This is a genomic window from Streptomyces albus subsp. chlorinus (assembly GCF_013302895.1).
Classification (GTDB): domain Bacteria; phylum Actinomycetota; class Actinomycetes; order Streptomycetales; family Streptomycetaceae; genus Streptomyces; species Streptomyces chlorinus.
Genome location: NZ_VJOK01000001.1, coordinates 6,323,252 through 6,344,641 on the forward strand (window position 1 = coordinate 6,323,252; position 21,390 = coordinate 6,344,641).

The following is a 21,390-nucleotide window of genomic DNA, read 5'->3' on the forward strand; positions in this document are numbered from 1 at the left end:
CCAGGGACGCTGCCGGGGCGCGGGGCGGGGGTGCCGTCCGCGAGCTGCCCGCGCAGGCGCAGCAGCTCGGCGGCGGCCGGCCCGAACTCGGCGCCCGCCTCCAGGACGACCGGCGCCAGGTCGAGGTAGACGCCCTCCAGCGCGCGCTCCAGCTCCGGCACGGGCAGGCCGCCCGCACCCACCGTCAGCCACAGCGAGGTGACGCCGTTCTCCAGGTCGGCGAGCACGGCCTCACGGGTGCCCGCCGCGTCGGGGCGCGTGTGCCGCTGGCGTACGTCCCACCCGCGCGCCGTGTTCCCCTCGGCACGCCCGCCCCGGGTGAACGGAGCGAAACCGGGCGGGCTCTGCTCCCGGAACAGCCCGCCCCCGTCGCTGGTGGTGTAGAGGGGGCGTACGGCGATGCCGTCGGCGAGCGTCGTGGTGAGGGCGGACTCGGGCTCGGATTCGTCCGGGACCGGCGCTCCCGTCTTGCGCAGGACCCCGGCGACCAGCTGCTGCCACTGTGCGTACGTGGCGTCCGGAAAGTCCTGAGCGAGGGAGAGCGAGGACCCTTCTTCAGGCGGGACCGTCATGGCCGCAGATTAGGTGAGGTAACCCGTGAGTAGCAGAGGGCACAGGTGTGACCTTGCACTCTCCCCACCGGGGAGTGAACCGTGCGTGACGGAGGTGGACGCGGGGAAGGGAACGCGGATGGCTCCCTAGGGCGCCGACGACGCCAGACGGGTGCGGCACAGATGGTCGGCCCGGCGGGTGGTCTCCGGCTGGCGGTAGGCGGGAGTCAGGCGGAGCGTCAAGGCGGTGGCGTGGTCGATGCCGATGCCGCTGCCCACGGAGACGAACACCGGTTTGACGCCGGTCCGGGTGCGCAGCGCGCGGCCCACCTGCTCGCCGTCGATGGTCAGCGGCGACCAGGAGCCGCGCTCGTGACCGGGCTGTTCGTAAGTGAAGAGGAACGGGGTCTTGGCCACGCCGTAGCAGGGGACGCCCGTCAGCACACCCAGGTGGACGGCCAGTCCGGCACGCCGGGGATGGGCGATGCCGTAGCCGTCGCACACCAGGACGTCCGGACGGCGGGTGAGCCCCTCCAGCGCCGCGACCACGGAGGGCAGTTCGCGGAAGGCCAGCAGTCCCGGCACGTAGGGGAAGTCGGTGTGCCCCGCGTGCACCGACTCCTCCACCACCGTGAGCGTGGCGGCGTCCAGCACGACGGCGGCGGCGACCAGGCCGCCGCCGTCCGCGTAGGCGACGTCCACACCGGCGACGGTCCGCACCTCGTCGGGCGCCGGCCCCGGCCCGGTCAGGTCGGCGGCCTCACGCAGCCGCTCCTGCGCGGCGATCGCCTCCGCCTCCGTGGCGGGCCACTCGCCGGGCGACGCCCCCCGTATCCGCACGCTCTTCCACCCCGTTGCTCTCGCGGGTCACCGCTGACGCGGGCCACCCGGCACACACGACCTGCTCAGCACACGCGACTCACTCGGCACACACCACATCGTGCAGCTCGATCGGGTGGGAGTCCAGGGCCACGTACGCGGTCGAGGTGCTGGTGGTGCCGTCCGCCCAGTAGGCGGTCACGGTCGCCCACCCGAACCCGGCGGACTGGGCGACCGTCACGGGGCCCACCTCGATCCGCTGCGGGGTGTTCTGCGCGCACAGGATCACGTCGTGGTCCGGGTTCTGGGCCTGCTTCTGCTTGAGGAAGTCGGAGACGAAGTGCTCCCGCCGCTGCTCGGTCGGCCCGTGCTGGCCGTAGAACCAGGTCAGGAAGCGGTGGATCCCGGGGCCCGTGTGGCGGTTCCTCACCTGCGCGGCGTGCCCGGTGGGCGGTGCGTACACCTGGGGGACGGGCGTGGAGGGCGCCGCCTGCGCGGTGGGTGCGGAGGGCGCTGTCCGCGTGGAGGGCGCCGCCTGTGCGGCGGGGGCGGTGAGGGCGAGTGCCGCCGCGGACGCGGCGAGGGCGGTGAGGGCGGTCGTGACGGATCTGCGGGCGGCGGTCGTGACGGTTGCGCGGGCGGCGGTACGGAGCATGCGACACCTCGTTTGTCGGGCACTGTTCGTCGGGCACTTGCGCTGTTGTTCGGTACCGTCCGTGAACGGCGCCGGTTCCCGCATCGTCCGCCTTGCGGGCCACCCGGGGAACGGCACCGCTGCAACGCGCCCCCTCGAATCCCCCGCTTGGATGACGGCGGTCACTTCCCTCTCCGCAGAGCGGCACCGCCACCGGGCCCGGGCCCGGTACGGGACGGCCTGCCGGGGCCTGAGACCATCGCACGCGTGTCCGACCCCATGCTGTCCCGCTTCTCCGGCGAGTTCGAGATCCATCTGACGGTGGACGGCGGCTGTCCGGCCCTGCCGTCCGGCGCGCTCGCCGCCCGCGCGGCCGAACGTGGCTGGAAGTACGCCCACATCGTGCTCGACCGGGGACGCACCCCCTCGCAGCCGATGGTCACGCTCGACGCCGAGGGCACCTTCGACGCGGTCCTCACCACCGCCCGCACGGCGTCCGGTGACCTGGCCGCCGCGGGCTGCCCCGTGGTGCGCACCAAGATCGAGGCGGCACCCTGGGCACGGGGCGTGCCCGGCACCGACGAGGAGGGGGCCGCGCTCGGGTCCGCCCGCTACTTCGAGCACCACGTCAAACTGCTCCTGCCGCCGGACGCGGACCCGGCCCCGCTGGCCCGCGCCGTCAGCGGACACACCGCCCACCTGTCCCGCAACGCGCGCCGCACACGCGAGGACGGACAGCGCGAGTGCTTCGTCACCCAGCGCTGCCACCGGACCGGCGGCACCACGGCCGCACGCCGGCTGGACGCGCTGATGGCGGCACTCGCCGCGTTCCCCTACGAAATCCTCTCCGTGGAGAGGGAGTTCGTGGTGTACGACAGTGCCCTGACACTGGACGCCGGGTGGTTGCCCGAGGAGGACGGCGACGAGGAGGGGACCGGGATGAGCACGAAGGCGGCGGGGCGGTGAGCACACCGGAGACCGGGCGGCCGTCCGCATCTCAGTGGCGGAAGTTCGGCTACGGGCCCTGGGCGGCCGACGAGACCGTCCCGCAGATGGAGCTGGACGAACAGACGCGCACCGAGCTGGATCTGCCGCCCACGCTGCGGCCCGTGCTCGGCGGCGACAGCGTGGTGCAGCGCCCGGTGTTCGACCCGTCGGCGCAGCACCACAGCAAGGCGATGCGGCTGGGCGAGCCGGAGTTCGCCGACGACGCGACGGGGGAGCGGTGGTACGCGGCGCGCCGCCGGGCCCTGGACCACGTGCTGGCCGCCGTCGCCGCCTCGCCGTGGGCGGAGCACCTGGTGCTGCGGGGCAGTGTGCTGCTGCGCGCCTGGTACGGGGAGGCCGCGCGGGAGCCCGGTGACCTCGACTTCGTCGTGGAACCGGCCACCTGGCGCGTGGCGGACGCGCGCACCGAACGGATGCTGGACGGACTGGCCCGCGCCGCCGAGGAGGTCTCCGGTGCGGCCGGCGGACCGGTACGGCTGGAGGCGCACGGCGCCGTCCGCGACGAGATCTGGACCTACGACCGGGTGCCGGGGCGCCGCCTGGTCATCCCGTGGACGGCCGACGGCCTGCCCGGCGGCACCGTCCAGCTCGACTTCGTCTTCAACGAACCACTCCCCGCCCCCGCCGCCCGCACCGGCGTCCCCCGCCCCGCGGGCGTGCCCGGCGCGCCGCTGTCGCTGCGTGCGGCGACCCGCGAACTCTCGCTGGCCTGGAAGATCCTGTGGCTCGTCGGCGACATGTACCCGGAGGGCAAGGACTTCTACGACGCCGTCCTCCTCGCCGAGGACCCCGCCTTCACCCTCTCCTTCGACCTGCTGCGGGCGGTCTTCCGCGACGTCGAGCACGGCACCTACGACCGCCACCCGGTGCTGCTGGAGATGATCGTGTCCGAGGCGGGCGGCACCGAGTGGTTCGAGTTCGCCAAGGACCACCCGCGCCTCGCGGGCCCGCCGCACTCGGTGAACCACGCCCCGACGACGGACTGGCTCGACCGCCTCGCCACCGCGCTGGCACCGACGTTCGCACTGGACGACGGCAGCGGCGAGCCCTCCCGCTACCAGCTGTACGCTCGCTGGCTCGCCCCGCTGATCGAGCAGAGCCGCACGGTGTACGCCGCGGACGGGCTTCCCGGCGTGCTGGAGCGGCTGTACTCCGGGCACGTGCCGCCCGCCTCGGCGCTGGTCGTCGTCCGCGAGGTGCTGGGCCGCGCCGCCTGCTCCCTGGACGGTGTGCTGCCGCTGGTGGCCGCCTTCCGGGCACGGCCGGACCCCGAACGGCCCTGGCGCCGCGGGTGGGACGAGAAGAGGCTCACCGAAGGCGCGCGGTGGCTGCGCTCCGGCTGACCGGGGGGAGGGCGGCCCCGTACGGGGTAGGAGTGTCCCAGGGGGTGGTCGTGTGCACGGGACCGGAAAGAGAGCGGAGGTGCTCTTCCACACGGCGGGGGCGGTGCTCGCGCCGCTGTGCGCCATGGCCCTCGCCTACTGGGGCGCCTCCTACGCCGTGAACGGCGGGCCGCACTCCAGCGTCTACTTCGGCAACGCCGCCGTCACGGTCGCCTTCTTCGGCGCACTGGCCTCCGGGTTCCTCACCGACACCAGCCACCCGCTCCAGCCGTTCGTGGCCATCGTCACCAGCCTGGTGCTGGCGCTCGGCGTCGTCGCCGTCTCCTCGGCGGTGGAGAAGGAGGCCATGCGCCTCAGGGGCGTGTCCACCCGCTGCACCGTGCTGGACGTCGACCGGCAGGTGCACACCAGCACCTACACCGACAGCAACGGCATCTCCCACACGACCACCACGGTCGACTACAAGCACCGTCTCGACTGCGCGGCCGGCCGCCCGGACACGATGACCCGGGACGAGAAAAAGGCCGGCAAGGGCGAGCACCTCCAGGTGACGTACGACCCGCGGGGCCGCATGGAGCCCCTGCCCACCAGGGACCTGAAGGGGGACGGCTCCTGGCGCACGCTGGCCCTGGTGTGCCTCCCCGCGGTGGTCGGGGTACGGGTGCTCGCGGTGCTCGCCGCGGTCGGGGAGCACCGGCGCGCGAGGCGGAGGCTATACCAGCGGTACCCGTACCTGCGGTGACGGCGGCGGGCCCCACGGGGCCTCCAGCGCCTCCCGCAGCGCGGCGACCCTCGCGGGACCGATCCGCTCGGCGAGCCGGTCCTCCAGCTCGCCGAGGACCCGCTGGGCCTGGCCGTGGACGCGTTCGCCCTCCGGCGTGCGGCGGATCAGCCGCTGCCGTGCCGAGGCGGGGTCCGGGACGCGCTCCAGCAGCCCGGCGTCCACCAGCCCGTGCACGGCCTGGTGCGCGGTCTGCCGGGTGACTCCCATGCGCCGCGCCAGCTCGGCGACGGTGGCGCCCTCCTCGCCCAGGACGGCGAACAGCTGCGCCTGCGCGGGCGAGACCGGCCGGGCACCGGTCGCGGCCAGCGCCGCCAGCAGCGCCTCCTCGAACCAGCGCCTGGCCTCACCGAGCAGTTGGGGCAGGTTGCGGCGGCCGGCGTTCATAGGCTCATCGGTTCCTCGGTGCTGTCGGGACGGCGGGACCCGCCCATGGGGGCGGCGCCCGCCAGGCTACCGAGTGGGGAGTGGCAGGGGCGCGGAGCGGGACGGGGGAGTGGAGCACGCGCCACCCGGCACCGCCCACCGGGCACCGTCGGCGCCGCCCTCCGAGGTGATCCCCCAATCCCGCGCTCGCTTCTCGTGGTGAGACCCTCAGTCGAAGCCGCGCACCAGCACCCGGCTCTCGTCCATTCCGGCCTCCGCCAGGAACGCGGCCAGCGCGTCGGCCGGGACGACACCCGTGGGATCCCCGGTCTCCTCATTGGCGGCGACCAGGAAGTAGCCGGGATTCGGCGCGTTCTCGACCTCCCGGACGAGCCCGGCCAGCGTGCCGTCCGCCAGCCGGAAGACGAACGTGTTCCACGGCCCGAGATCGTCCCAGGTGACTTCCGGCTCCCCCCATTCCCGGACGGCCTGCTCCGTGCTCAGGTCCAGTTCCGCTACGTACACGTTGCCGCGCAGCAAGGCGGCATCGACGCGCTCCAACGTCATCTCACCTCCGTGACGAACACCGGGATGCGGGCGAAGTCCTCGCCATTGTGGAAGATGTGGCCCACCTCCGGGCTCACCCCCAGCTCCCAGCCCACATAGCCGGTCATCCTGCTGTGCGAACTCGGAGCCACCGAGGTGTAGAACTCGAAGCTGCCGGGTTTGGCGTCGGCCGGGATCGGGCCGTCGTGCGCCTGCACCATCTCCCGGGTCCCGGTCCGCGGTACCCGTCCCCACAGCTCACCGCTGTCCAGCACCTGGGCCGTCACGTCCGGCGTCTGCGTGGGGGAGCCGAGCCGGTGGAACGGCCCGTGCAGGGTGGCCGGCGAGCCGATGTCCGGGCGGCCCGGGGGCAGGGCGAGCGGCTCCCTGGGCGGCTCGGGGGCGGCCGGCTCCTCGCGGGCTCCCCTGCCGAACAGCCCCTTGAGCCGGTCCTTGAGGCTCGGCCCGCACTTGGGCGCCAGCCCGAGCACGTCGGTGACCGCGTGCGGGTTGTGGACGTAGGCCACCGGGTTCGGGGCCGGGGCCAGGCCCAGGGGGTCGGGGCTGGTGTAGCGGGCCGTCTCGGGGTCGTAGTGGCGGAAGTAGTTGTAGTGGAGGCCGGTCTCCGGATCGTGGTACTGGCCGGGGAAGCGCAACGGTGTGTAGGTGGTGCTGCTGGTGTGCCAGGCGGTCGCACCCCACAGCGTGCTCCGGGTGCGCCAGGCGACCTGGCCCCGCTCGTCCACGAGTTCCGAGGGGGTGCCGACGAGGTCGGTGACGATGGCGAAGAAGCGGGAGTCGATCTCGCGCTGGGTGGCCTCGTCGATGCGGCGTTCGTTCTGGGTCAGCGGGATGCTGCCGTCGTGGTCCCACGTGAGGGTGACCGGGTGCGGCAGCTCCTGCGCGGTGGTGGTCTGCTCCACCAGCGTGGAGCCGTCCCACGTGAAGACGGTGCGCTCGGCCACCGTCGTCCCGTCCGCGGCCATCCGCCGCTTCTCGGTGCGCCGGCCCAGCGGGTCGTACCGATACCGCCACACGGTGCCGTCGGGCGTCGTCACCTCCGTCAGCCGGTCCTCGGCGTCCCAGGCGTAGCGCCAGGTGTCGGGCTTCTTCGACAGCCGGGTCTTCTGTCGCAGGACGAGCCGTCCCGCCCCGTCGTGCTCGTAGCGGACCTTTCCGGCCGTCGTGACGGCGGTGCCGTTGTAGGCACGGGGCCCGACGGCCTCCGCGGCGGTGTGGCGCCCGGGCCAGGAGGCGTGGGTCTGGTTGCCCGCCTCGTCGTAGGCGTAGCGCTCGGTCCATCCGTGGGCGTGCACGGCGGTGACGCGGCCCACGGCGTCCAGGTCGAACGTGCTCTCCCCGGACAACAGGTCCGCCACAGCGGTCGGATAGCCGTCGGCGCGGTAGCTGTAACGGCGCTGCTGGACGGTGTCCGGCCCGGTGGGCGTGCGGCCCGTGAGCGTCTGGGCGGTCAGCCGTCCCGCCGGGTCCCACAGGTGGGAGAGGGTGAGGCCCGAGTCGCCGATGGCACGCTCGGTCTCCCGGCCGACGGCATCGTGGGTGAAGCCCAGAGTGTGGCCCGAGGCCGTCAGCGAGGTGCGGTTGCCCGCCGCGTCGTAGCGGCTGGTGGAGACGGCCCCGGTGGGCGTGACCCGGCGGACGGGGCGGCCCAGGGCGTCGTAGGTCCGGGTCAACGCCCGGCCGTCCACCAGCTCCGTCTTGACGCGGCCGAGCCGGTCACGCTGGAAGCGCAGTACGGAGTCGGGGCCCGCGGCCTCCAGCAGCCGGCCCGCCGGGTCGTAGGTGTAGGCCGTCACCGCGCCGGCCGCGTCCTTGCGCACGGTGCGGCCCAGCTCGTCCAGTTGGTAGGTGACGCGTTCGCCCAGCGGTGTGACGCGGGCCGTCAACTGGCCGGCGGCGTCGTGTTCGTAGCGGCGGGTGCGCCCGTCGAAGTCCGTCTCGGCCACCAGCCGGCCCGCCGGGTCGTAGGTGTAGTCCCACGTCAGGCCCTGCGGGTTGGTGACCTGGACGAGTCGCAGCTGCGCGTCGTAGGAGAAGGTGTGGCGCACACCGTCCGGGCCGGTTCTTGCCACGAGAACGTCGAAGTCGCCGTACTCGTACGTGGACTCCCCGCCCGCCGCGTCCACATGGCGGACGCAGTTGCCCTCGCCGTCCCACTCCCACACCTCGACAGCCCCGTCCGGGTGCACCCGGCGGGCCGGGTGCCCCTCCACGGTCCACTCCAGCTCGGTACGGGCGCCCTCCGGGTCCGTCACCGCCACCGGCCGGCCGAAGGCGTCCCGTTCGTAGACGGTGGTACCGCCCAGCGGGTCGGTGATCTCGAGAGGGAGGCCGGCCGCGTCGCAGCGTACCCGGGTGACGGCGCCGAGCGCGTCGGTGACCGCGGTGAGGTGGCCCTCGGCGCCGTAGGTGTACCGGGTGGTGTTCCCCGCCGGGTCGGTCAGTGCTGTGCGGTTGCCGCGGGCGTCCCACTCCTGGCGCCATACGGAGCCGTCCGGCTCCCTCGTGGCGACCGGGCGGCCGAGCGTGTCGCGGGTGATGGTGCTTCTCGCCCCGTCGGGGTGGGTGACCGACACCAGGCGGCCCGCGTCGTCGTAGGCCAGCTTCGTGGTGCGGCCCAGCGCGTCCGTGTGCGAGAGCGGCCGGTTGTGCGGGTCCCGTTCGATGCGGGTGCGGTGGCCCAGCGGATCGATCTGGCCCATGGAGTGGCCACGGTCGTCGAACAGGTGGCGGGTCGTATGCCCTTCACGCGTCGTCACCGTGGTGACCTGGTGCCCGGTGGTCTCGTCGACGCCGTCGTAGTCGATACGGATCTGCAGGTGGCCGGCGGTGCCGCCTTCGGCGATGACGCGGTGCAGGTTGTCGTAGACGTAGTCGTAGCGGCGGTCGTTGGTGTCGGTCCAGGCCGTGATCCGCAGCTCGTCGTCGTACTCGAACCGCAGCGGCAGCCCCGAGGAGCCGGTGACCGACGTCAGGTTGCCGTGGCGGTAGCCGTAGCGCGTCACCGTGGCGCCGCCGTCCGGGGCGCTCGCCAGGACCAGCTCCGTGACCCGGCCGTCCGCCACCCGGGTCGTCACCTCGTACCCCGCGCTGTGCACCATCCGCAGCGGGGTGCCCGACGCCTCGTCGTACTCGAAGGTGATGCTGTGCCCGAGGCGGTCCGTCAGCTGTGCGATGCGCGCCTCGCCGTCGGCGGCCGTTCCGGGACCGCCGTGTCCCGCGGGCGGGTCGAAGTGGCGCACCCACCCGGTGTCCGGGTCGGTGAGGGTGTAGCCGCCGTCCGGGGTGCGTTCGAGCAGCATCCGCACCGGACCGGCCGACGGCTCGGTGGGCAGGCCCGGCGCCGGGTGCGGGAAGGACAGCAGGCGGCCGTCCTCCGCGACGAGGACGACACCCTCGGAGTCCACCTCCAGCCGCTGGTCGAGCGTCGAGACCCAGGACGGGCCGAACCACCGGCCGAGGCGCTGGCCCGACTCCGCGCGGCGCGTGAACACCAGGGGAAGCGCCCCCGGCAGGTGCAGATCCGTCTGCGGCAGGAACATGCGTCCCGTCGCCAGGTCGACCGGGTCGGTGCCCTTGCAGGGCGTCTCCTTCGGGCCTCTGGACGACGCCTGCGCGCCCTTCTGGCCGAGCGCCCGCCGCCCGCTGGGCACCTCGTCGGCGAGCTTGGCCAACCGGCCGGCGCGCCCCGCCTTGAGGGCCATGCCCGCGCCCTTGGTACCCAGCAGTTCGGGCACCAGCCGGCCCAGCCCCTCGCCGGGGTCCTTCTGAAAGGTGTCCCACATGCGCTTGCCGGTGCCGACCGGATCGTTGGCGACGCGCAGCAGTCCCGTGGCCGTGGAGTTGAGATTGGTGACGTACTGCGCCGGGTGCGTGATGTTGTACGGATCGAGGGGGTTGAGGCCGCGCACGAAGTTGTTCAGCCCCGCGGCGCCCTTGACGACGCCGCCGCCGAAGTGGGTGGCGTCCAGCTTCAGCCCCTCGAGGCCGTCACCGGCCTGGTCCCAGTAGTCGGGCTTGGGCGGGGCCGCGTCCCGGGCCTCCTGGATCTTGGTACGGGCCGTCGCGGCGGCCGTGTTCCGCTGCGTACGGGCGTGGCCGAGCAGATCCTTCGCGGCCTGCTTGTCGTCGTTCTTCCACTTGGTGACCGCGTCGGCGGCCTGCTTCTGGGCCCACTCCACCGTCCGGGCGAAATCCGTGAGCGCCCCGGCGGCCTTCTCGAAGGCGTCGGCGGCCTTGACCCACTTGCCGGGCTCCATGCCGACCTTCTCCCAGAAGGCGTCGGCGGCCTTGCCCTTCAGGGTGCCCTCGGGAAGGCCCCGCAGGCCCTTGGCGACGTCGTCGAACGACTTCTGGAGGTCGGTGAGGTGCTTGGCGGTCGCGCGCAGCTTGCTCGGGCTGCCGAAGATCAGCTTCTTCGGGTCCTCCGTCTCGTCCAACTGGAACTCGGAGGTGTCGGCGCCCAGCCGGTTGGCGACCGAACGGCTCTTGTCCCGCGTCCAGTCGGCGCCGCTCTCCCAGCCGACGTCGTCCATGCGGTCCGCGGTCCAGTTGCCCGCACCCTCGATGCCGTCACCGATGTCCTCGGTGATCTCCTCGGCCTTGTCCTCCCAGGAGTCCGGTATCAGATCGAAGCCCATCAGCCCTCACCCCCTTCTCCCTGCCCGCCGCTCGCCTGCCGCGCCCGCTCCTGGGGAGAGGGTCCGTACGCCTCGTCCAGCACTGCCTCGCGCTGCTGGTCGGTCAGCCCGGCGGAGTCGAACGCGGCATCCATGTACGCGCCCGTCTGCCCCTTGGTGCTCAGCTCCCGGCCGGTGTCCTTCCAGTCCTGGACGATGTCTCCGCGGGCCTGCCGCCACGACTCGGCGCTGTAGTCCGGTGCGTCGGGCCGCAGGATGTCGCCGTAGCTCTGCTTGGCGATCTCCTCCTCCGTGGCATGCGGATTGCCCGTGGGAGACAGGGAGTTCACCGCGACCTTGAGCGTTCCTGACCGGTACTGGTCCTCCTCGTACGCCATCCCCGCCGACAGCCCCAGCTTCTCGGCCAGCGCGTTGGCGTTCTGCACCAGCGCCCGGACGCCCCACTCCCACCGTTCGCAGAAGTCCTCGAAGTCGTGCGCGACATCGCCGTCCCCGGCCTCCATGCCGGTCAGCGACAGCTCCTCGACACCGGAGCCCTGCAAGGCGTCCGTGGCGCCGCCGCCGGACTGCTTCAGCTCGTCGATGGCGCCCTTGAGGCCCTTCTCGATCAGACCGAGGGACTCCTTGTTCCAGTCGACGCCGTCGCCCCCGCCGCCCTTGCTCATCGCGCGGCTCCCACGGCTGCCTCGTCGGGAACGATGCCGGCGGCCGGCGGGAACAGCATGGAGCCCTCCTCGTCGGCCACGTCGACCGCCACCCCCGCCGGCCCGCCGAGCGCCGGGACGACCGTGTCCAGGAGCCGGGCCCCCAGCACCGCCGCGTACGCCAGCGGGCGGTCCGGCGCCTCCCCGCGAGCCAGTGCGAAGCGCGCCAGCGCGGCCTCGTCCGTGAACGCGTAGATCCAGCGCACCCCGCCGTACAGACCGGTCCTCACCCGGTCCTCGCCCACCGTCGGCACCAGCACCACCGTCCGCCGGAACTCGCCCACCAGCGATCGGGGATCACCCCTCCCCGCACGCGTCGCGGCAATCTCCGCCGTGAGTTCCATGACTCCCCGATCCCCCAGAGAACGCGAACAACTGATCGTGTGGTTTCACGCGCGAACGCCACGTTTGGTTCCCGCTGTTCGCGCCGTCGGAATGTCCTTTGCTCCACCCTGCCGGGCGACGCACCCGCGGCGGAGGGCCTCGCACCTGGCGCCATCCCCCCGGCCGGGATGCCGCCGCTCCCGGCAGAGCGAGAGTCCGGAGCGGTTGCTCGCGGAGCGCCCGGCGAGCAGGACTCGCGGAGGCCCGCGGGGGATCAGGGAAATGTGCGCTCCTTGACAGCCCGGCAGCCCCCCTGCATTACTGACCGCACCGAATGGTCGGTCGGTGCGCCGTGAGGTGAGGAGGTCGCAGGTGGGGAACGGGCCTGTGGAGGCGATGCTGGAGGCCGACAGGGCGTCCGCCGCGCTGGGGATCGAACTGGTCGGCCGGGGAGAGGGAGCGGCCACCTGCCGCATGAGGGTGACCGGTGAGATGGTCAACGGCCATGGCACCGCGCACGGCGGTTACCTCTTCCTGCTCGCGGATACGGCGTTCGCCTGCGCCTGCAACAGCCGAGGCCCGGTCACCGTCGCGGCCGGGGCCGACATCACGTTCGTGGCGCCCGCCTGGGAGGGCGACGAGTTGCGGGCGGTGGCCCAGGAACGGGTCAGCTACGGGCGCAGCGGCCTCTACGACGTCACCGTGCTGCGCGGTGAGCAGGTGGTCGCCGAGTTCCGGGGGCGCAGCCGTACGGCGACGCCCGGCAGGCAGGAGGTGGCCCCGTCATGACGGACGCATCCCTTCTCGACCCGGCGGAGCGCATGAGCCGCGCGGAGCTGGAGGCGCTTCAGCTGGAGCGCCTGCGGGCGACGCTGCGGCACGCCTACGACGATGTGGAGCTGTACCGCGAGAAGTTCGACGCGGCCGGCGTCCACCCCGACGACTGCCGCTCCCTGGCGGACCTGGCGAGATTCCCCTTCACCACCAAGGACGACCTGCGTGCCACCTACCCCTTCGGCATGTTCGGCGTCCCCATGAAGCGCGTCCGCAGGCTGCACGCCTCCAGTGGTTCGACGGGGCGGCCGACCGTCGTCGGATACACCCAGGGCGACCTGGACACCTGGGCCGGCCTCGTCGCGCGCTGCATCCGCGCGGCGGGCGGCAGACCGGGCGACAAGGTGCATGTCGCCTACGGATACGGCCTGTTCACCGGCGGACTGGGGGCGCACTACGGGGCCGAGCGCGCGGGGTGCACCGTGATCCCCGCGTCGGGCGGGATGACGGCCCGGCAGGTGCGCATCATCCAGGACTTCCGGCCGGACATCATCATGGTGACCCCGACCTACATGCTCACCCTGCTGGACGAGTTCGAGCGGCAGGGCATCGATCCGCGGTCCACCTCGCTGCGCATCGGGATCTTCGGAGCCGAGCCGTGGACGGACCCGATGCGGCGGGAGATCGAGGAGCGGTTCGACCTCCACGCGGTGGACATCTACGGGCTGTCGGAGGTGATGGGCCCGGGGGTCGCGCAGGAGTGCGTGGAGACCAAGGACGGCCTGCACCTGTGGGAGGACCACATATACCCGGAGGTCGTGGACCCGTTGGGCGAGGAGCCCGTCCGGGAGGCGGGCGAGAGGGGCGAACTGGTGCTCACGACGCTCACCAAGGAAGCCCTCCCGGTCATCCGGTACCGCACGCGGGACCTGACGCGGCTGCTCCCGGGGACGGCCCGCCCCGCGTTCCGCCGCATCGAGAAGATCACGGGCCGCAGCGACGACATGATCATCCTGCGGGGCGTCAACGTCTTCCCGAGCCAGATCGAGGAGGTCGTCCTCACCCTGCCCGCCCTCGCGCCGCACTTCCAGCTCCAGCTCACCCGGCAGGGCCGCATGGACCACCTGTGCGTACTGGTGGAGGCCCGCCCGACGGCGACCCGCGCGGAGCGGGACGCGGCCCGGGCCGCCCTCGTACGGGAGATCAAGGAGGGCATAGGGGTGACGGTCGAGGCGCGGGTGGTGGACCCGGAGACGGTCGAACGCTCCGTCGGCAAGTTCCGCCGCATCCGCGACCTGCGCGTCGAGGAGTCCGCCACCGCGGGGTGAACTCGCGGAGCGGAGTCCGCCACCGTGGGTGAACTCGCGGAGCGCCCGCCCCGGATGTCCGGTTTACTGCGCTTATGAGCGTCCTTCCCGGCCGTCCCCGGTCCCGCCCGCGCCCCCGCGTCCGTACCCGCCCCCGCTTCGGCGGGGCGCTCACCCTCCCCTCCCGTGCACGTGGCCACCGCGCCGGAGTGCGCTACTTCCACCAGGTGGAGGACACCCTCGTCCGCGGCTCGGACACCTTCGGCGTCCCCGAGGACAACGAGGCGGGGGTCATCGGCTGGGGCACCTCCTGGCGGATGCAGGGCTATCTGCTGATGGCCGAACGGACGGGCGATCCCGTCTACGCCACCCGCCTGGCCCAGCTCGCCGACCGGGTGCTGGCCGCGCGTGACGACGAGCGCGGCACCGTGGACCACCGGGGCCGCAGCGCGCCCGTCTGGAGCACCGCGTCGAAGTTCACCGCCGCCACGGCCGCGCTGCTGGACGAGGAGGGCGAGGTCGCCCTGGAGGTGACCGTCTGCCCGCCGCGCGCCCTCGACGCGGTCGTGACGGTCCGCCCGGAGGGCGACCGGTTCTCCCTCAGCGTGACCGGACAGGGCCGCCCCGCCCTGTCCCTGACCGGCCTCAGCCTCGACCCCGCCGACGAACGCCGCGCCGACCGGGCCCTGTACGCGGCACACGACCAGCGCACCGCCGTCACCGGACGCCTGGTGCGACGAGGGGAGCGGCACGGCGAGCGGGCGGACGGGGAGCCGCCCGCCCCGGGCGGCGTCACGAGCCCCTCCCCGGCGGCCCCCTCGGCAGCCTCGCCCCGTCGCCTGCGCCCCGGCACCTACCCGGTCCGCCCCGCCCGGGTCGCCCTCGCGGCGCAGACCGGGATGATCGCCTACCCGATCGCCGGCCTCGTACGGCTCGCCAGCAAGGAACCCTCCCGCCGGCGGATCGTGCCCTCCCTGGTACGGGACCGGCTCGACGGCTATCTCGACGCCGTGGTGCGCGCGGTGGCCGCGCACGACCACCAGTGGCAGGACGTGCCCGGCGGGCGCGGCTGCTACCGGTGGCTGCCCGATGAGCCGGTCTCCTTCGCGGGGGCCGAACTGCCGACCAACGAGTTCCTGGCGATGGGCCGCACCCTGGTGCACCTGGCCGCGCTCACCGGGGAGACGGGGTACGCGGAGCGGGCCGCCGCCATGGCCCGGTGCCTGCGCGCGGACCTGACACGGCGTGAGGGCGCCGCCGTGTGGCCGTACTGGCCCGCCTTCGGCCGGGTGTTCAACGGCTGGACCGCCACGGGCTCCCCGGGGACGGACGGCTCCCTCTACCGCCCCTCCTACACGCCGGTCACCGCCCCGGAAGACGTCACCCACGCCCTCATCGACCTGGACTTCCTGCACCTCTACCACCGGCAGCCGCCCGGCGTGGTGCCCCCGGTCCTCACCGACGACGACATGCGGGCGGTGGCGGCCACCTTCGCCAGGAACGTGGTCGACCCGACCGCCGCCGAGGGCGGCTCCCGCGGCCCCCGCATGCGGCACGACGTCAGCGGCGCCGGCCGCCCCGGTACCGACCGGGAACAGGCCCACGTCGCCGCCTGGCTGCCGCTGCGCACCTTCGCCGCCGGGCTGGCCGACCTCGTCCTGGCCGTCCAGCCCGCCGCCCCGCCGCCCCCGGTGATGGGCGTGGACACCTACTGCGGGGCGCTGCTGGCCCGCTGGGGATGACCCTCCGGGGGAACCCGCCGGGAGGGGAAGCCCGCTGGGGCGGGAGGGGCGGCCCGCCGCGTCCCGGCGGCCCTCCGGCGGCCCCGGGAGCGCGGGGCGCGACGGCGCTCCGGCCGGGCCGGCGCGCTCACGCCGCCGAAGGCTTCAGCACCGCCTTGACCATGCCGTCCTCCTTGCGCTGGAAGGTGCCGTACGCCTCGGGCGCCTTCTCCAGCGGGAGGGTGTGGGTGGCGAACGTGTCGACACCCAGCGGGTCCTCGTCGGTCAGCAGCGGCATGATCTCGTCCACCCAGTGGTGCACGTTCGCCTGGCCCATGCGCAGCTGGATCTGCTTGTCGAACAGCTTCAGCATCGGCAGCGGGTCGGCGGCGCCCCCGTAGACGCCGGACAGCGAGACGGTGCCGCCCCGCCGCACGACGTCGAACGCCGCGTTGAGAGCCGCGAGCCGGTCCACCCCGGCGGCCTGCATCAGCTTCTGGCCCAGCCCTTCGGGCAGCAGCCCCACCGCCTGGTGCGCCGCCTTGGCGACCGGGGCGCCGTGTGCCTCCATGCCGACCGCGTCGATGGCCGCGTCGGTGCCCCGCCCGTGCGTCAGCTCCCGCACGGCGGCGCCGATGTCCTTGTGCTCGCGCAGGTCGAGCGTGTGCACCCCGCGGGCGCGGGCCCGCTCCAGCCGCTCGGGCACCAGGTCGACGCCGATGACCTGGCCCGCGCCCTGGTGCAGGGCGATACGGCAGGCCATGTCGCCGATCGGGCCCAGACCCAGCACGGTGACGCTGCCGCCCTGGGGGATGCCGGCGTACGCTACGGCCTGCCACGCCGTCGGCAGGACGTCGGAAAGGTAGACGTAGCGCTCGTCCGGCGGCCCCTCGGGCACCTTGACGGGCAGGTGGTTGCCGAACGGCACCCGCAGGAACTCCGCCTGCCCGCCCGGCACCTGGCCGTACAGCTTGCTGTAGCCGAACAGCGCGGCCCCGCTGTCGTACGCGCGCACCTGGGTGGTCTCGCACTGCGACTGGAGGCCCTGCCGGCACATCCAGCAGGTGCCGCAGTTGACGTTGAAGGGGACCACCACCCGGTCGCCCGGCGAGAGCGCCGCCACCTCCGGGCCGACCTCCTCGACCACGCCCATGGCCTCGTGCCCCAGCACGTCGCCCCGGTCCAGGAACGGCCCCAGCACCTCGTACAGGTGCAGATCGGAACCGCAGATACCGGTCGTGGTGACGCGGACGAGCACATCGTCCGGCTCGGTGATCTCCGGATCGGGGACCGTCTCCACGCTGACGTCGCGCTTGCCTTGGTAGGTGAGAGCCCTCATGCGTTCCTCGTCCTCGGGTTGCGGTTCCGGTTGCGGTGTCCTCCGGTGGCGGGTTCGCCCGTGCGGGGGCGCCCCGCACGGTCCCGTCACGCCCCGGTCTGGTTGAGCCGGCGGGCCGCCCGGTCGTTGAGCGCGCTGACGGCGGACTGCCAACGCGACCGGCCCGTCCTCCCGGAGCGCTGCGCGCCGGGCATCAGCCGGGCCACCACCTCGTTGGTGCGGGTGACCAGGGTCGGGGCCACGCCGTACGCCTTGGCGCCGAGCTGCGCCGCGGGGGTGAGCACCACCCGCGTCCGGCGCCGCTCCAGCGCCCGCACGATGCGTTCGGCCGCCCGCAGGGCGTCCATGGACAGCCCCGGCAGCCCGGCCAGCGTGGCGAACCACGCGAACTCGCTGCCCTCGTCGCCGGAGAGTTCGACCTGGTTGTGCGAGCCCGTACGCATCAGGCCCGGGTGGACGGCGGTCACGGTGACCCCGTGGGCGGCCTCCTCGGCGTGCAGCCCCTCCGCGAGTGCCCCGACCGCGGACTTTGCACAGGAGTACGGCACCAGATGCGGCACCGGCAGCAGTCCGCCCACCGAGCCGATCAGCCCCAGCCGTCCCCCGGCCGGGCTCTCGCGCAGATGCGGCAGCGACTCCATCGACGTGTGCAGCGCGCCGAAGAACATCGTCTCCATCGCACTGCGGAACGCCTCCGTACCCGACTCCTCGGCAGGCCCCACCTGGATGTTGCCGGCGTTCGCCACCACCACGTCCAGACCCCGCTGTTCCTCGGCCGTCCGCTCCACCAGCTCGCGCACGGCGGCCCGGTCGGTGACGTCGCACACCCGGCCGGTGACGCCGGTGTCGCGCGCCCTGCGGCGCAGCAGACCGACGGCGCGGTCCAGCTCCTCCTCGTCACGTGCCGCGACCGTGACGTCGCAGCGCCGCTCCACGCACTGCCGGGCCAGCAGCAGTCCCAGCCCCCGGGAGCCGCCTGTCACCAGTACCGACAGGTCCTTCAGCGCGTCCATCGCGGCCTCCTTCGCGGGCGGGTCGGGGGCGGGTCCCCCGGGCTGACGCCCGGGTGTCCACCGGGCGGAGGTGTCGGTACCCGGCGGTTCCCCGCATGCGCCGTGTCACACCCGCCACCGGCCGCGGACCGGTGCGAATGTGCGAAAGGCAGAGAAGGTACCCGCGGGGGGAGAACGACCAAGGGAGCAGCACACATGCAGATCGGTTACAAGCTCGCGACCGAGCAGTACGGCCCCCAGGAACTGATCCGGCAGGCCATCGCGGCCGAGGCCGCCGGGTTCGACTTCGTCGAGATGAGCGACCACTACCACCCGTGGCTGAACGACCAGGGCCACTCCGCGTTCACCTGGAGCGTGCTCGGCGCCATCGCCGCAAGGACGGAGCGCATCCAGCTGGTCACCGGCGTCACCTGCCCCAGCATGCGCTACCACCCCGCCATCGTCGCCCAGGCCGCCGCCACCATGGCGCTCGTCTCCGAGGGCCGCTTCGTCCTCGGCGTCGGCTCCGGCGAGCGGCTCAACGAACACGTGATCGGCACCGGCTGGCCCGCCGTCTCCGAACGGCACGCCATGTTCCGCGAGGCCCTGGAGATCATCCGTCTGCTGTGGCAGGGCGGCTACCGCTCCTACGAGGGCAAGTACCTGCGCCTGGAGGACGCCCGTGTCTTCGATCTGCCCCCCGAGCAGCCCATGATCGCGGTCGCCGCCAGCGGCGCCGCCTCCTGCCGAATCGCCGCCGAACTGGGCGACGCCCTCTTCGCCACCGAGGAGAAACCCGAGATCGTCCGCCACTACCGCGAGGCGGGCGGCACCGGCCCCGGCTACGCGGAGGTGCCGATGGCCTGGGCCGGCAGCGAGAGCGAGGGCGCCGAGTCCGCGCTGAAGTACTTCCGATGGGCGCTCAGCGGCTGGAAGGTGATGAGCGAACTCCCCAACCCCGTCAACTTCGAGGCCGCCACCGCGCAGGTCCGCGAAGAGGACATCCGCGCCCGCTTCGCCTGCGGCAACGACCCTGGGCGCTATCTGGAGGTCGCCAAACCCTTCACCGACGCGGGCTACGACCGCCTGGTCCTCATGAACGCCGGGCCCGACCCTAGGGGCTTCCTCGACTTCTGCGACGCGGAACTGCTCGGCCGGCTCAGGCAGCTGACGCCCGCGAGGAGTTGAGGGCCGGACCTCCCTCCCCGGCGCCGGGGGCCGCGAGCGGAGCGCGCGGGCGGGGCCGCGGGCCGGGCTCCGCGCGTCGGGGCTCCGCGCGTCGGGGCCCCGGGCATCGAGGCCCCGGGTACCGGGGCCCCATGCACCGGTCGGGTCCCCGCGCATCCGGTCGCCGCAAATCCGGTTGCCATGGCCGCGGCAACCGGATGGGATGCACCGGCAACCCACCGGCCTCTGCCAAGGAGCACCATGTCCCGCGCCGTGACCCTGATCCGCTCCCGGACCCTCTCCGACATCGCCGAGTACGCCTACGCGGCCACGGCGCCCGCCGAGGCCCGCCTGCTCTTCCTCGCCGGGGCCTGCCCCCTCACCCCCGGGGGCGAGATCGCGCCGGCGGACGACTACGCGGGGCAGGCCGCCGCCGCGGTGGAGAACCTGCGCATCGCGCTGAAGGAGGCGGGCGCCGACCTCGGCGACCTCATCAGCACCCGGGTGCTGGTGGCCTCCAGCCGCCGGGAGGACCTGGTGGCGGCCTGGGAGGTCTACCGGGACATCATGGGCGACCACGACGTGCCCAGCACGCTCATGGGCGTCACCGTCCTCGGCTACACCGGCCAGTTGGTCGAGATCGAGGCGGTCGCCGCTGTCCTCGACTGACCGCGACCGACCGCGACGGCCCGCGCCGCCTCCCCGGCCGGGGCCACGGCGCGGGCGTCCCAGTGCCCCGCGCCGGAGGGCGGATCGCCCCGGGCGACCAGGGCCGACAGCTCCACCCTGGACCGCACGCCGAGCGCCGCGAAGATGGTGCGCAGATGGTGGTCGACGGTGCGCGGACTCACCGAGGGCCGCAGCGCGACCTTCCGGTTGGCCGCTCCCCGGCGACCTGGCGGGCGATACGCACCTGCTGCGGCGTCTGCCGGGCCAGCGGCCCCGGCGCCGGCCCGCCCCGGCCCCGGGTATCCGTGCGCGGGCGCAGCCCCGGGGGCGGCGCCCGTCCCGGACAGGTGCAGGCCACTGTCCCGGTATGCGCCCCCGGCGCGCACCGGTGAAACCACCGGTCCCGCTTCACCCCGGCAACTGGAACGGCACCGTGTTCCACGGGCTGCGGGGTGCGCGCACCAGGGCCCGGTGCGCCTCCAGCACCGAGGTGTACCACTCACCGAACCGCTCCTCGTCGAAGTGCAGGCAGCGGCCCATCACATAGGCGGCCGAGAACTGCTTCCACGAGGTGTAGGTGCTGCGCACCCCCGCGCTGACGCGCTGCAGGGCGTCGTACATCTCGGCCCGGGTCGCGTAGCGCGCGCCCCGCCCCCAGCGCGCCATCTGGGAGCCGCGTCCCAGGTCCCAGGCGGCGACGGTGCGGACGGTCTCGTCGGGGCCGAGCAGCCCGTCGGCGCGGAAGCGCGCCTCGTAGCGGAGGATCTTGCCGACCATCTCGCGCATGTCGGCGACGAAGGAGGCGAACTCCGCCTCGTCGGACGCCTTGACGACGCGGCGCAGGGTGGACTCGACGCAGTCGCGCCACTGTCCCGTGTCCACCCGCGCGCCGCTTCCGCGCTCCTTCTCCAGCGCGATCCGGGCGCCGAGCACGAAGTCCCAGTACCAGGGGCTGACCTCGCACTCCAGCAGCCGCTGCTGGGTCTCCAGCCACTCCTCGCGCGAGGTGACGCCCCAGCTCTCCTCCAGGCGTTCCACCTCGCTGCTGTAGCCGGCGCCGTGCCAGTCGAGGGTGTTCCAGGGGTCGCCGTTGGTGTAGCACAGGTGCGCCCCGGCGGCGAGGCCGTGCAGCAGCGGTCCGGTCCCGGGGGCGCCCGTGAAGCGGGAGACGATGCGGTTGGTGAGCGCGTCCGGGTCGAACAGCTCCTCATGCAGGTCCGACCAGACCCGCCGCTCCTCGTCGTCCACCTGGAAGATCACCTGGCACGGTGTCGCCGCGTTGACGACCAGCACGTCGACCTCGGGCGGCACGACATGGGCGAGGGTGCCCAGCGTGATGAACTCGTAGACGACGTAGGGGTGCGGGCGCGGCAGAACGCCGTCGGTGTAGACCTGGGTCATGACCCGGGTGACGCCGTCGGAACCGGTCACCTCGCTGATGTGCGGCTGCCGCCGGGACGGATCGCGGGTGGTCTGCTCGATTGGTACGGGATGGTAGACGCCGTGCCGGGCGAGGGCGCGCAGGTAGGTGTAGCTCTCGTCGACCTCGCTCAGCTTGTACAGCCGCCGCTCCAGGTCGGCCGGGGCCTGCCAGTGGCCTCCCTCGTGCTCGACGAACGGGAAGATCTCCTCGTGGTCGTCCTGCTCGCCTACCGTGTACACCGTTGTGTCCCGTGTGTCCCGT

Annotated in this window: 19 protein-coding genes and 1 pseudogene; 8 read left to right on the top strand and 12 right to left on the bottom strand. The window is 73.4% G+C overall.

Annotated features, from left to right (window positions below):
• The 3 genes from FM076_RS27375 to FM076_RS27385 all read right to left on the bottom strand — a co-directional run.
• Window positions 1-572, bottom strand: a 572-nt coding sequence (locus FM076_RS27375; RefSeq protein ID WP_243274652.1) for a methylmalonyl-CoA mutase family protein, incomplete at its 3' end; no start/stop codon positions are given.
• A 126-nt stretch (window positions 573-698) separates the two neighbouring features.
• Window positions 699-1,391, bottom strand: coding sequence for an endonuclease V (locus FM076_RS27380; RefSeq protein ID WP_173873546.1), 693 nt, complete (start codon window positions 1,389-1,391; stop codon window positions 699-701).
• Window positions 1,392-1,470: 79 nt separating this feature from the next.
• Entirely contained in the window at window positions 1,471-2,025 is a 555-nt protein-coding gene (locus FM076_RS27385; protein WP_173873547.1) for a hypothetical protein, read from the bottom strand.
• Window positions 2,026-2,271: 246 nt separating this feature from the next.
• On the opposite strand from FM076_RS27385, the gene FM076_RS27390 reads away from it, so the two are divergent.
• From FM076_RS27390 to FM076_RS27400, 3 genes are read left to right on the top strand one after another with little or no spacing between them, the layout of a single operon-like run.
• Window positions 2,272-2,970 carry a hypothetical protein gene (locus FM076_RS27390; RefSeq protein ID WP_202034928.1) on the top strand — a complete coding sequence of 233 codons (699 nt, stop codon included), beginning with the start codon at window positions 2,272-2,274 and terminating at the stop codon, window positions 2,968-2,970.
• Window positions 2,967-4,355 (top strand): nucleotidyl transferase AbiEii/AbiGii toxin family protein, encoded by a 1,389-nt coding sequence (locus FM076_RS27395; RefSeq protein WP_345945264.1) that lies wholly within the window; start codon window positions 2,967-2,969, stop codon window positions 4,353-4,355. Before FM076_RS27390 ends, FM076_RS27395 begins: the two co-directional genes overlap by 4 nt.
• A 52-nt stretch (window positions 4,356-4,407) precedes the next feature.
• Entirely contained in the window at window positions 4,408-5,097 is a 690-nt protein-coding gene (locus tag FM076_RS27400) for a hypothetical protein (protein ID WP_207730276.1), read from the top strand.
• On the opposite strand, the gene FM076_RS27405 is transcribed toward FM076_RS27400, so the two are convergent.
• From FM076_RS27405 to FM076_RS27425, 5 genes are all read right to left on the bottom strand, one after another.
• Entirely contained in the window at window positions 5,068-5,523 is a 456-nt protein-coding gene (locus FM076_RS27405; protein WP_173873549.1) for a MarR family winged helix-turn-helix transcriptional regulator, read from the bottom strand. The two genes, FM076_RS27400 and FM076_RS27405, sit on opposite strands and share 30 nt — an antisense overlap.
• Window positions 5,524-5,730: 207 nt before the next feature.
• Entirely contained in the window at window positions 5,731-6,069 is a 339-nt protein-coding gene (locus FM076_RS27410; protein WP_173873550.1) for a hypothetical protein, read from the bottom strand.
• A complete protein-coding gene (locus tag FM076_RS27415) occupies window positions 6,066-10,709 on the bottom strand; it encodes a putative T7SS-secreted protein (protein WP_173873551.1) in 4,644 nt (1,547 codons plus the stop codon). Before FM076_RS27415 ends, FM076_RS27410 begins: the two co-directional genes overlap by 4 nt.
• Complete coding sequence (locus FM076_RS27420; RefSeq protein ID WP_173873552.1) at window positions 10,709-11,374, bottom strand: hypothetical protein; 666 nt, start codon at window positions 11,372-11,374, stop codon at window positions 10,709-10,711. Before FM076_RS27420 ends, FM076_RS27415 begins: the two co-directional genes overlap by 1 nt.
• The gene (locus FM076_RS27425; protein ID WP_173873553.1) at window positions 11,371-11,757 is read right to left on the bottom strand and encodes an SseB family protein; all 387 of its coding nucleotides are present in this window, start codon (window positions 11,755-11,757) and stop codon (window positions 11,371-11,373) included. The genes FM076_RS27420 and FM076_RS27425 overlap by 4 nt, the downstream gene beginning before the upstream one ends.
• Before the next feature lie 376 nt (window positions 11,758-12,133).
• On the opposite strand from FM076_RS27425, the gene paaI reads away from it, so the two are divergent.
• The 3 genes from paaI (at window position 12,134) to FM076_RS27440 (ending at window position 15,560) form a co-directional block, all read left to right on the top strand.
• Entirely contained in the window at window positions 12,134-12,526 is a 393-nt protein-coding gene (gene paaI, locus FM076_RS27430; RefSeq protein ID WP_173875054.1) for a hydroxyphenylacetyl-CoA thioesterase PaaI, read from the top strand.
• Window positions 12,523-13,839 (top strand): phenylacetate--CoA ligase PaaK, encoded by a 1,317-nt coding sequence (gene paaK / locus FM076_RS27435; RefSeq protein ID WP_173873554.1) that lies wholly within the window; start codon window positions 12,523-12,525, stop codon window positions 13,837-13,839. Before paaI ends, paaK begins: the two co-directional genes overlap by 4 nt.
• A 74-nt stretch (window positions 13,840-13,913) precedes the next feature.
• The gene (locus FM076_RS27440; protein WP_173873555.1) at window positions 13,914-15,560 is read left to right on the top strand and encodes a hypothetical protein; all 1,647 of its coding nucleotides are present in this window, start codon (window positions 13,914-13,916) and stop codon (window positions 15,558-15,560) included.
• 127 nt (window positions 15,561-15,687) lie between these two features.
• On the opposite strand, the gene FM076_RS27445 is transcribed toward FM076_RS27440, so the two are convergent.
• Both FM076_RS27445 and FM076_RS27450 read right to left on the bottom strand, forming a co-directional pair.
• On the bottom strand, window positions 15,688-16,878 hold the full coding sequence (locus FM076_RS27445; protein ID WP_173873556.1) for a zinc-dependent alcohol dehydrogenase: 1,191 nt from the start codon (window positions 16,876-16,878) through the stop codon (window positions 15,688-15,690).
• Window positions 16,879-16,964: 86 nt separating this feature from the next.
• Window positions 16,965-17,891 carry an SDR family NAD(P)-dependent oxidoreductase gene (locus FM076_RS27450; RefSeq protein WP_173873557.1) on the bottom strand — a complete coding sequence of 309 codons (927 nt, stop codon included), beginning with the start codon at window positions 17,889-17,891 and terminating at the stop codon, window positions 16,965-16,967.
• A gap of 195 nt (window positions 17,892-18,086) precedes the next feature.
• Between FM076_RS27450 and FM076_RS27455 the strand changes: the two genes are divergently transcribed.
• Window positions 18,087-19,058 carry a TIGR03557 family F420-dependent LLM class oxidoreductase gene (locus tag FM076_RS27455; protein ID WP_173873558.1) on the top strand — a complete coding sequence of 324 codons (972 nt, stop codon included), beginning with the start codon at window positions 18,087-18,089 and terminating at the stop codon, window positions 19,056-19,058.
• A 240-nt stretch (window positions 19,059-19,298) separates the two neighbouring features.
• Window positions 19,299-19,706 (top strand): RidA family protein, encoded by a 408-nt coding sequence (locus FM076_RS27460; RefSeq protein WP_173873559.1) that lies wholly within the window; start codon window positions 19,299-19,301, stop codon window positions 19,704-19,706.
• An 86-nt stretch (window positions 19,707-19,792) separates the two neighbouring features.
• Here FM076_RS27460 and FM076_RS27465 read toward each other — a convergent pair.
• Both FM076_RS27465 and FM076_RS27470 read right to left on the bottom strand, forming a co-directional pair.
• Window positions 19,793-19,986: pseudogene (locus tag FM076_RS27465) on the bottom strand (helix-turn-helix domain-containing protein); the annotation flags it as partial.
• 128 nt (window positions 19,987-20,114) lie between these two features.
• Window positions 20,115-21,368: a DUF1266 domain-containing protein gene (locus tag FM076_RS27470; RefSeq protein ID WP_173873560.1), complete on the bottom strand. Its 1,254-nt coding sequence runs from the start codon at window positions 21,366-21,368 to the stop codon at window positions 20,115-20,117.
• Between the last annotated feature and the right edge of the window lie 22 nt (window positions 21,369-21,390).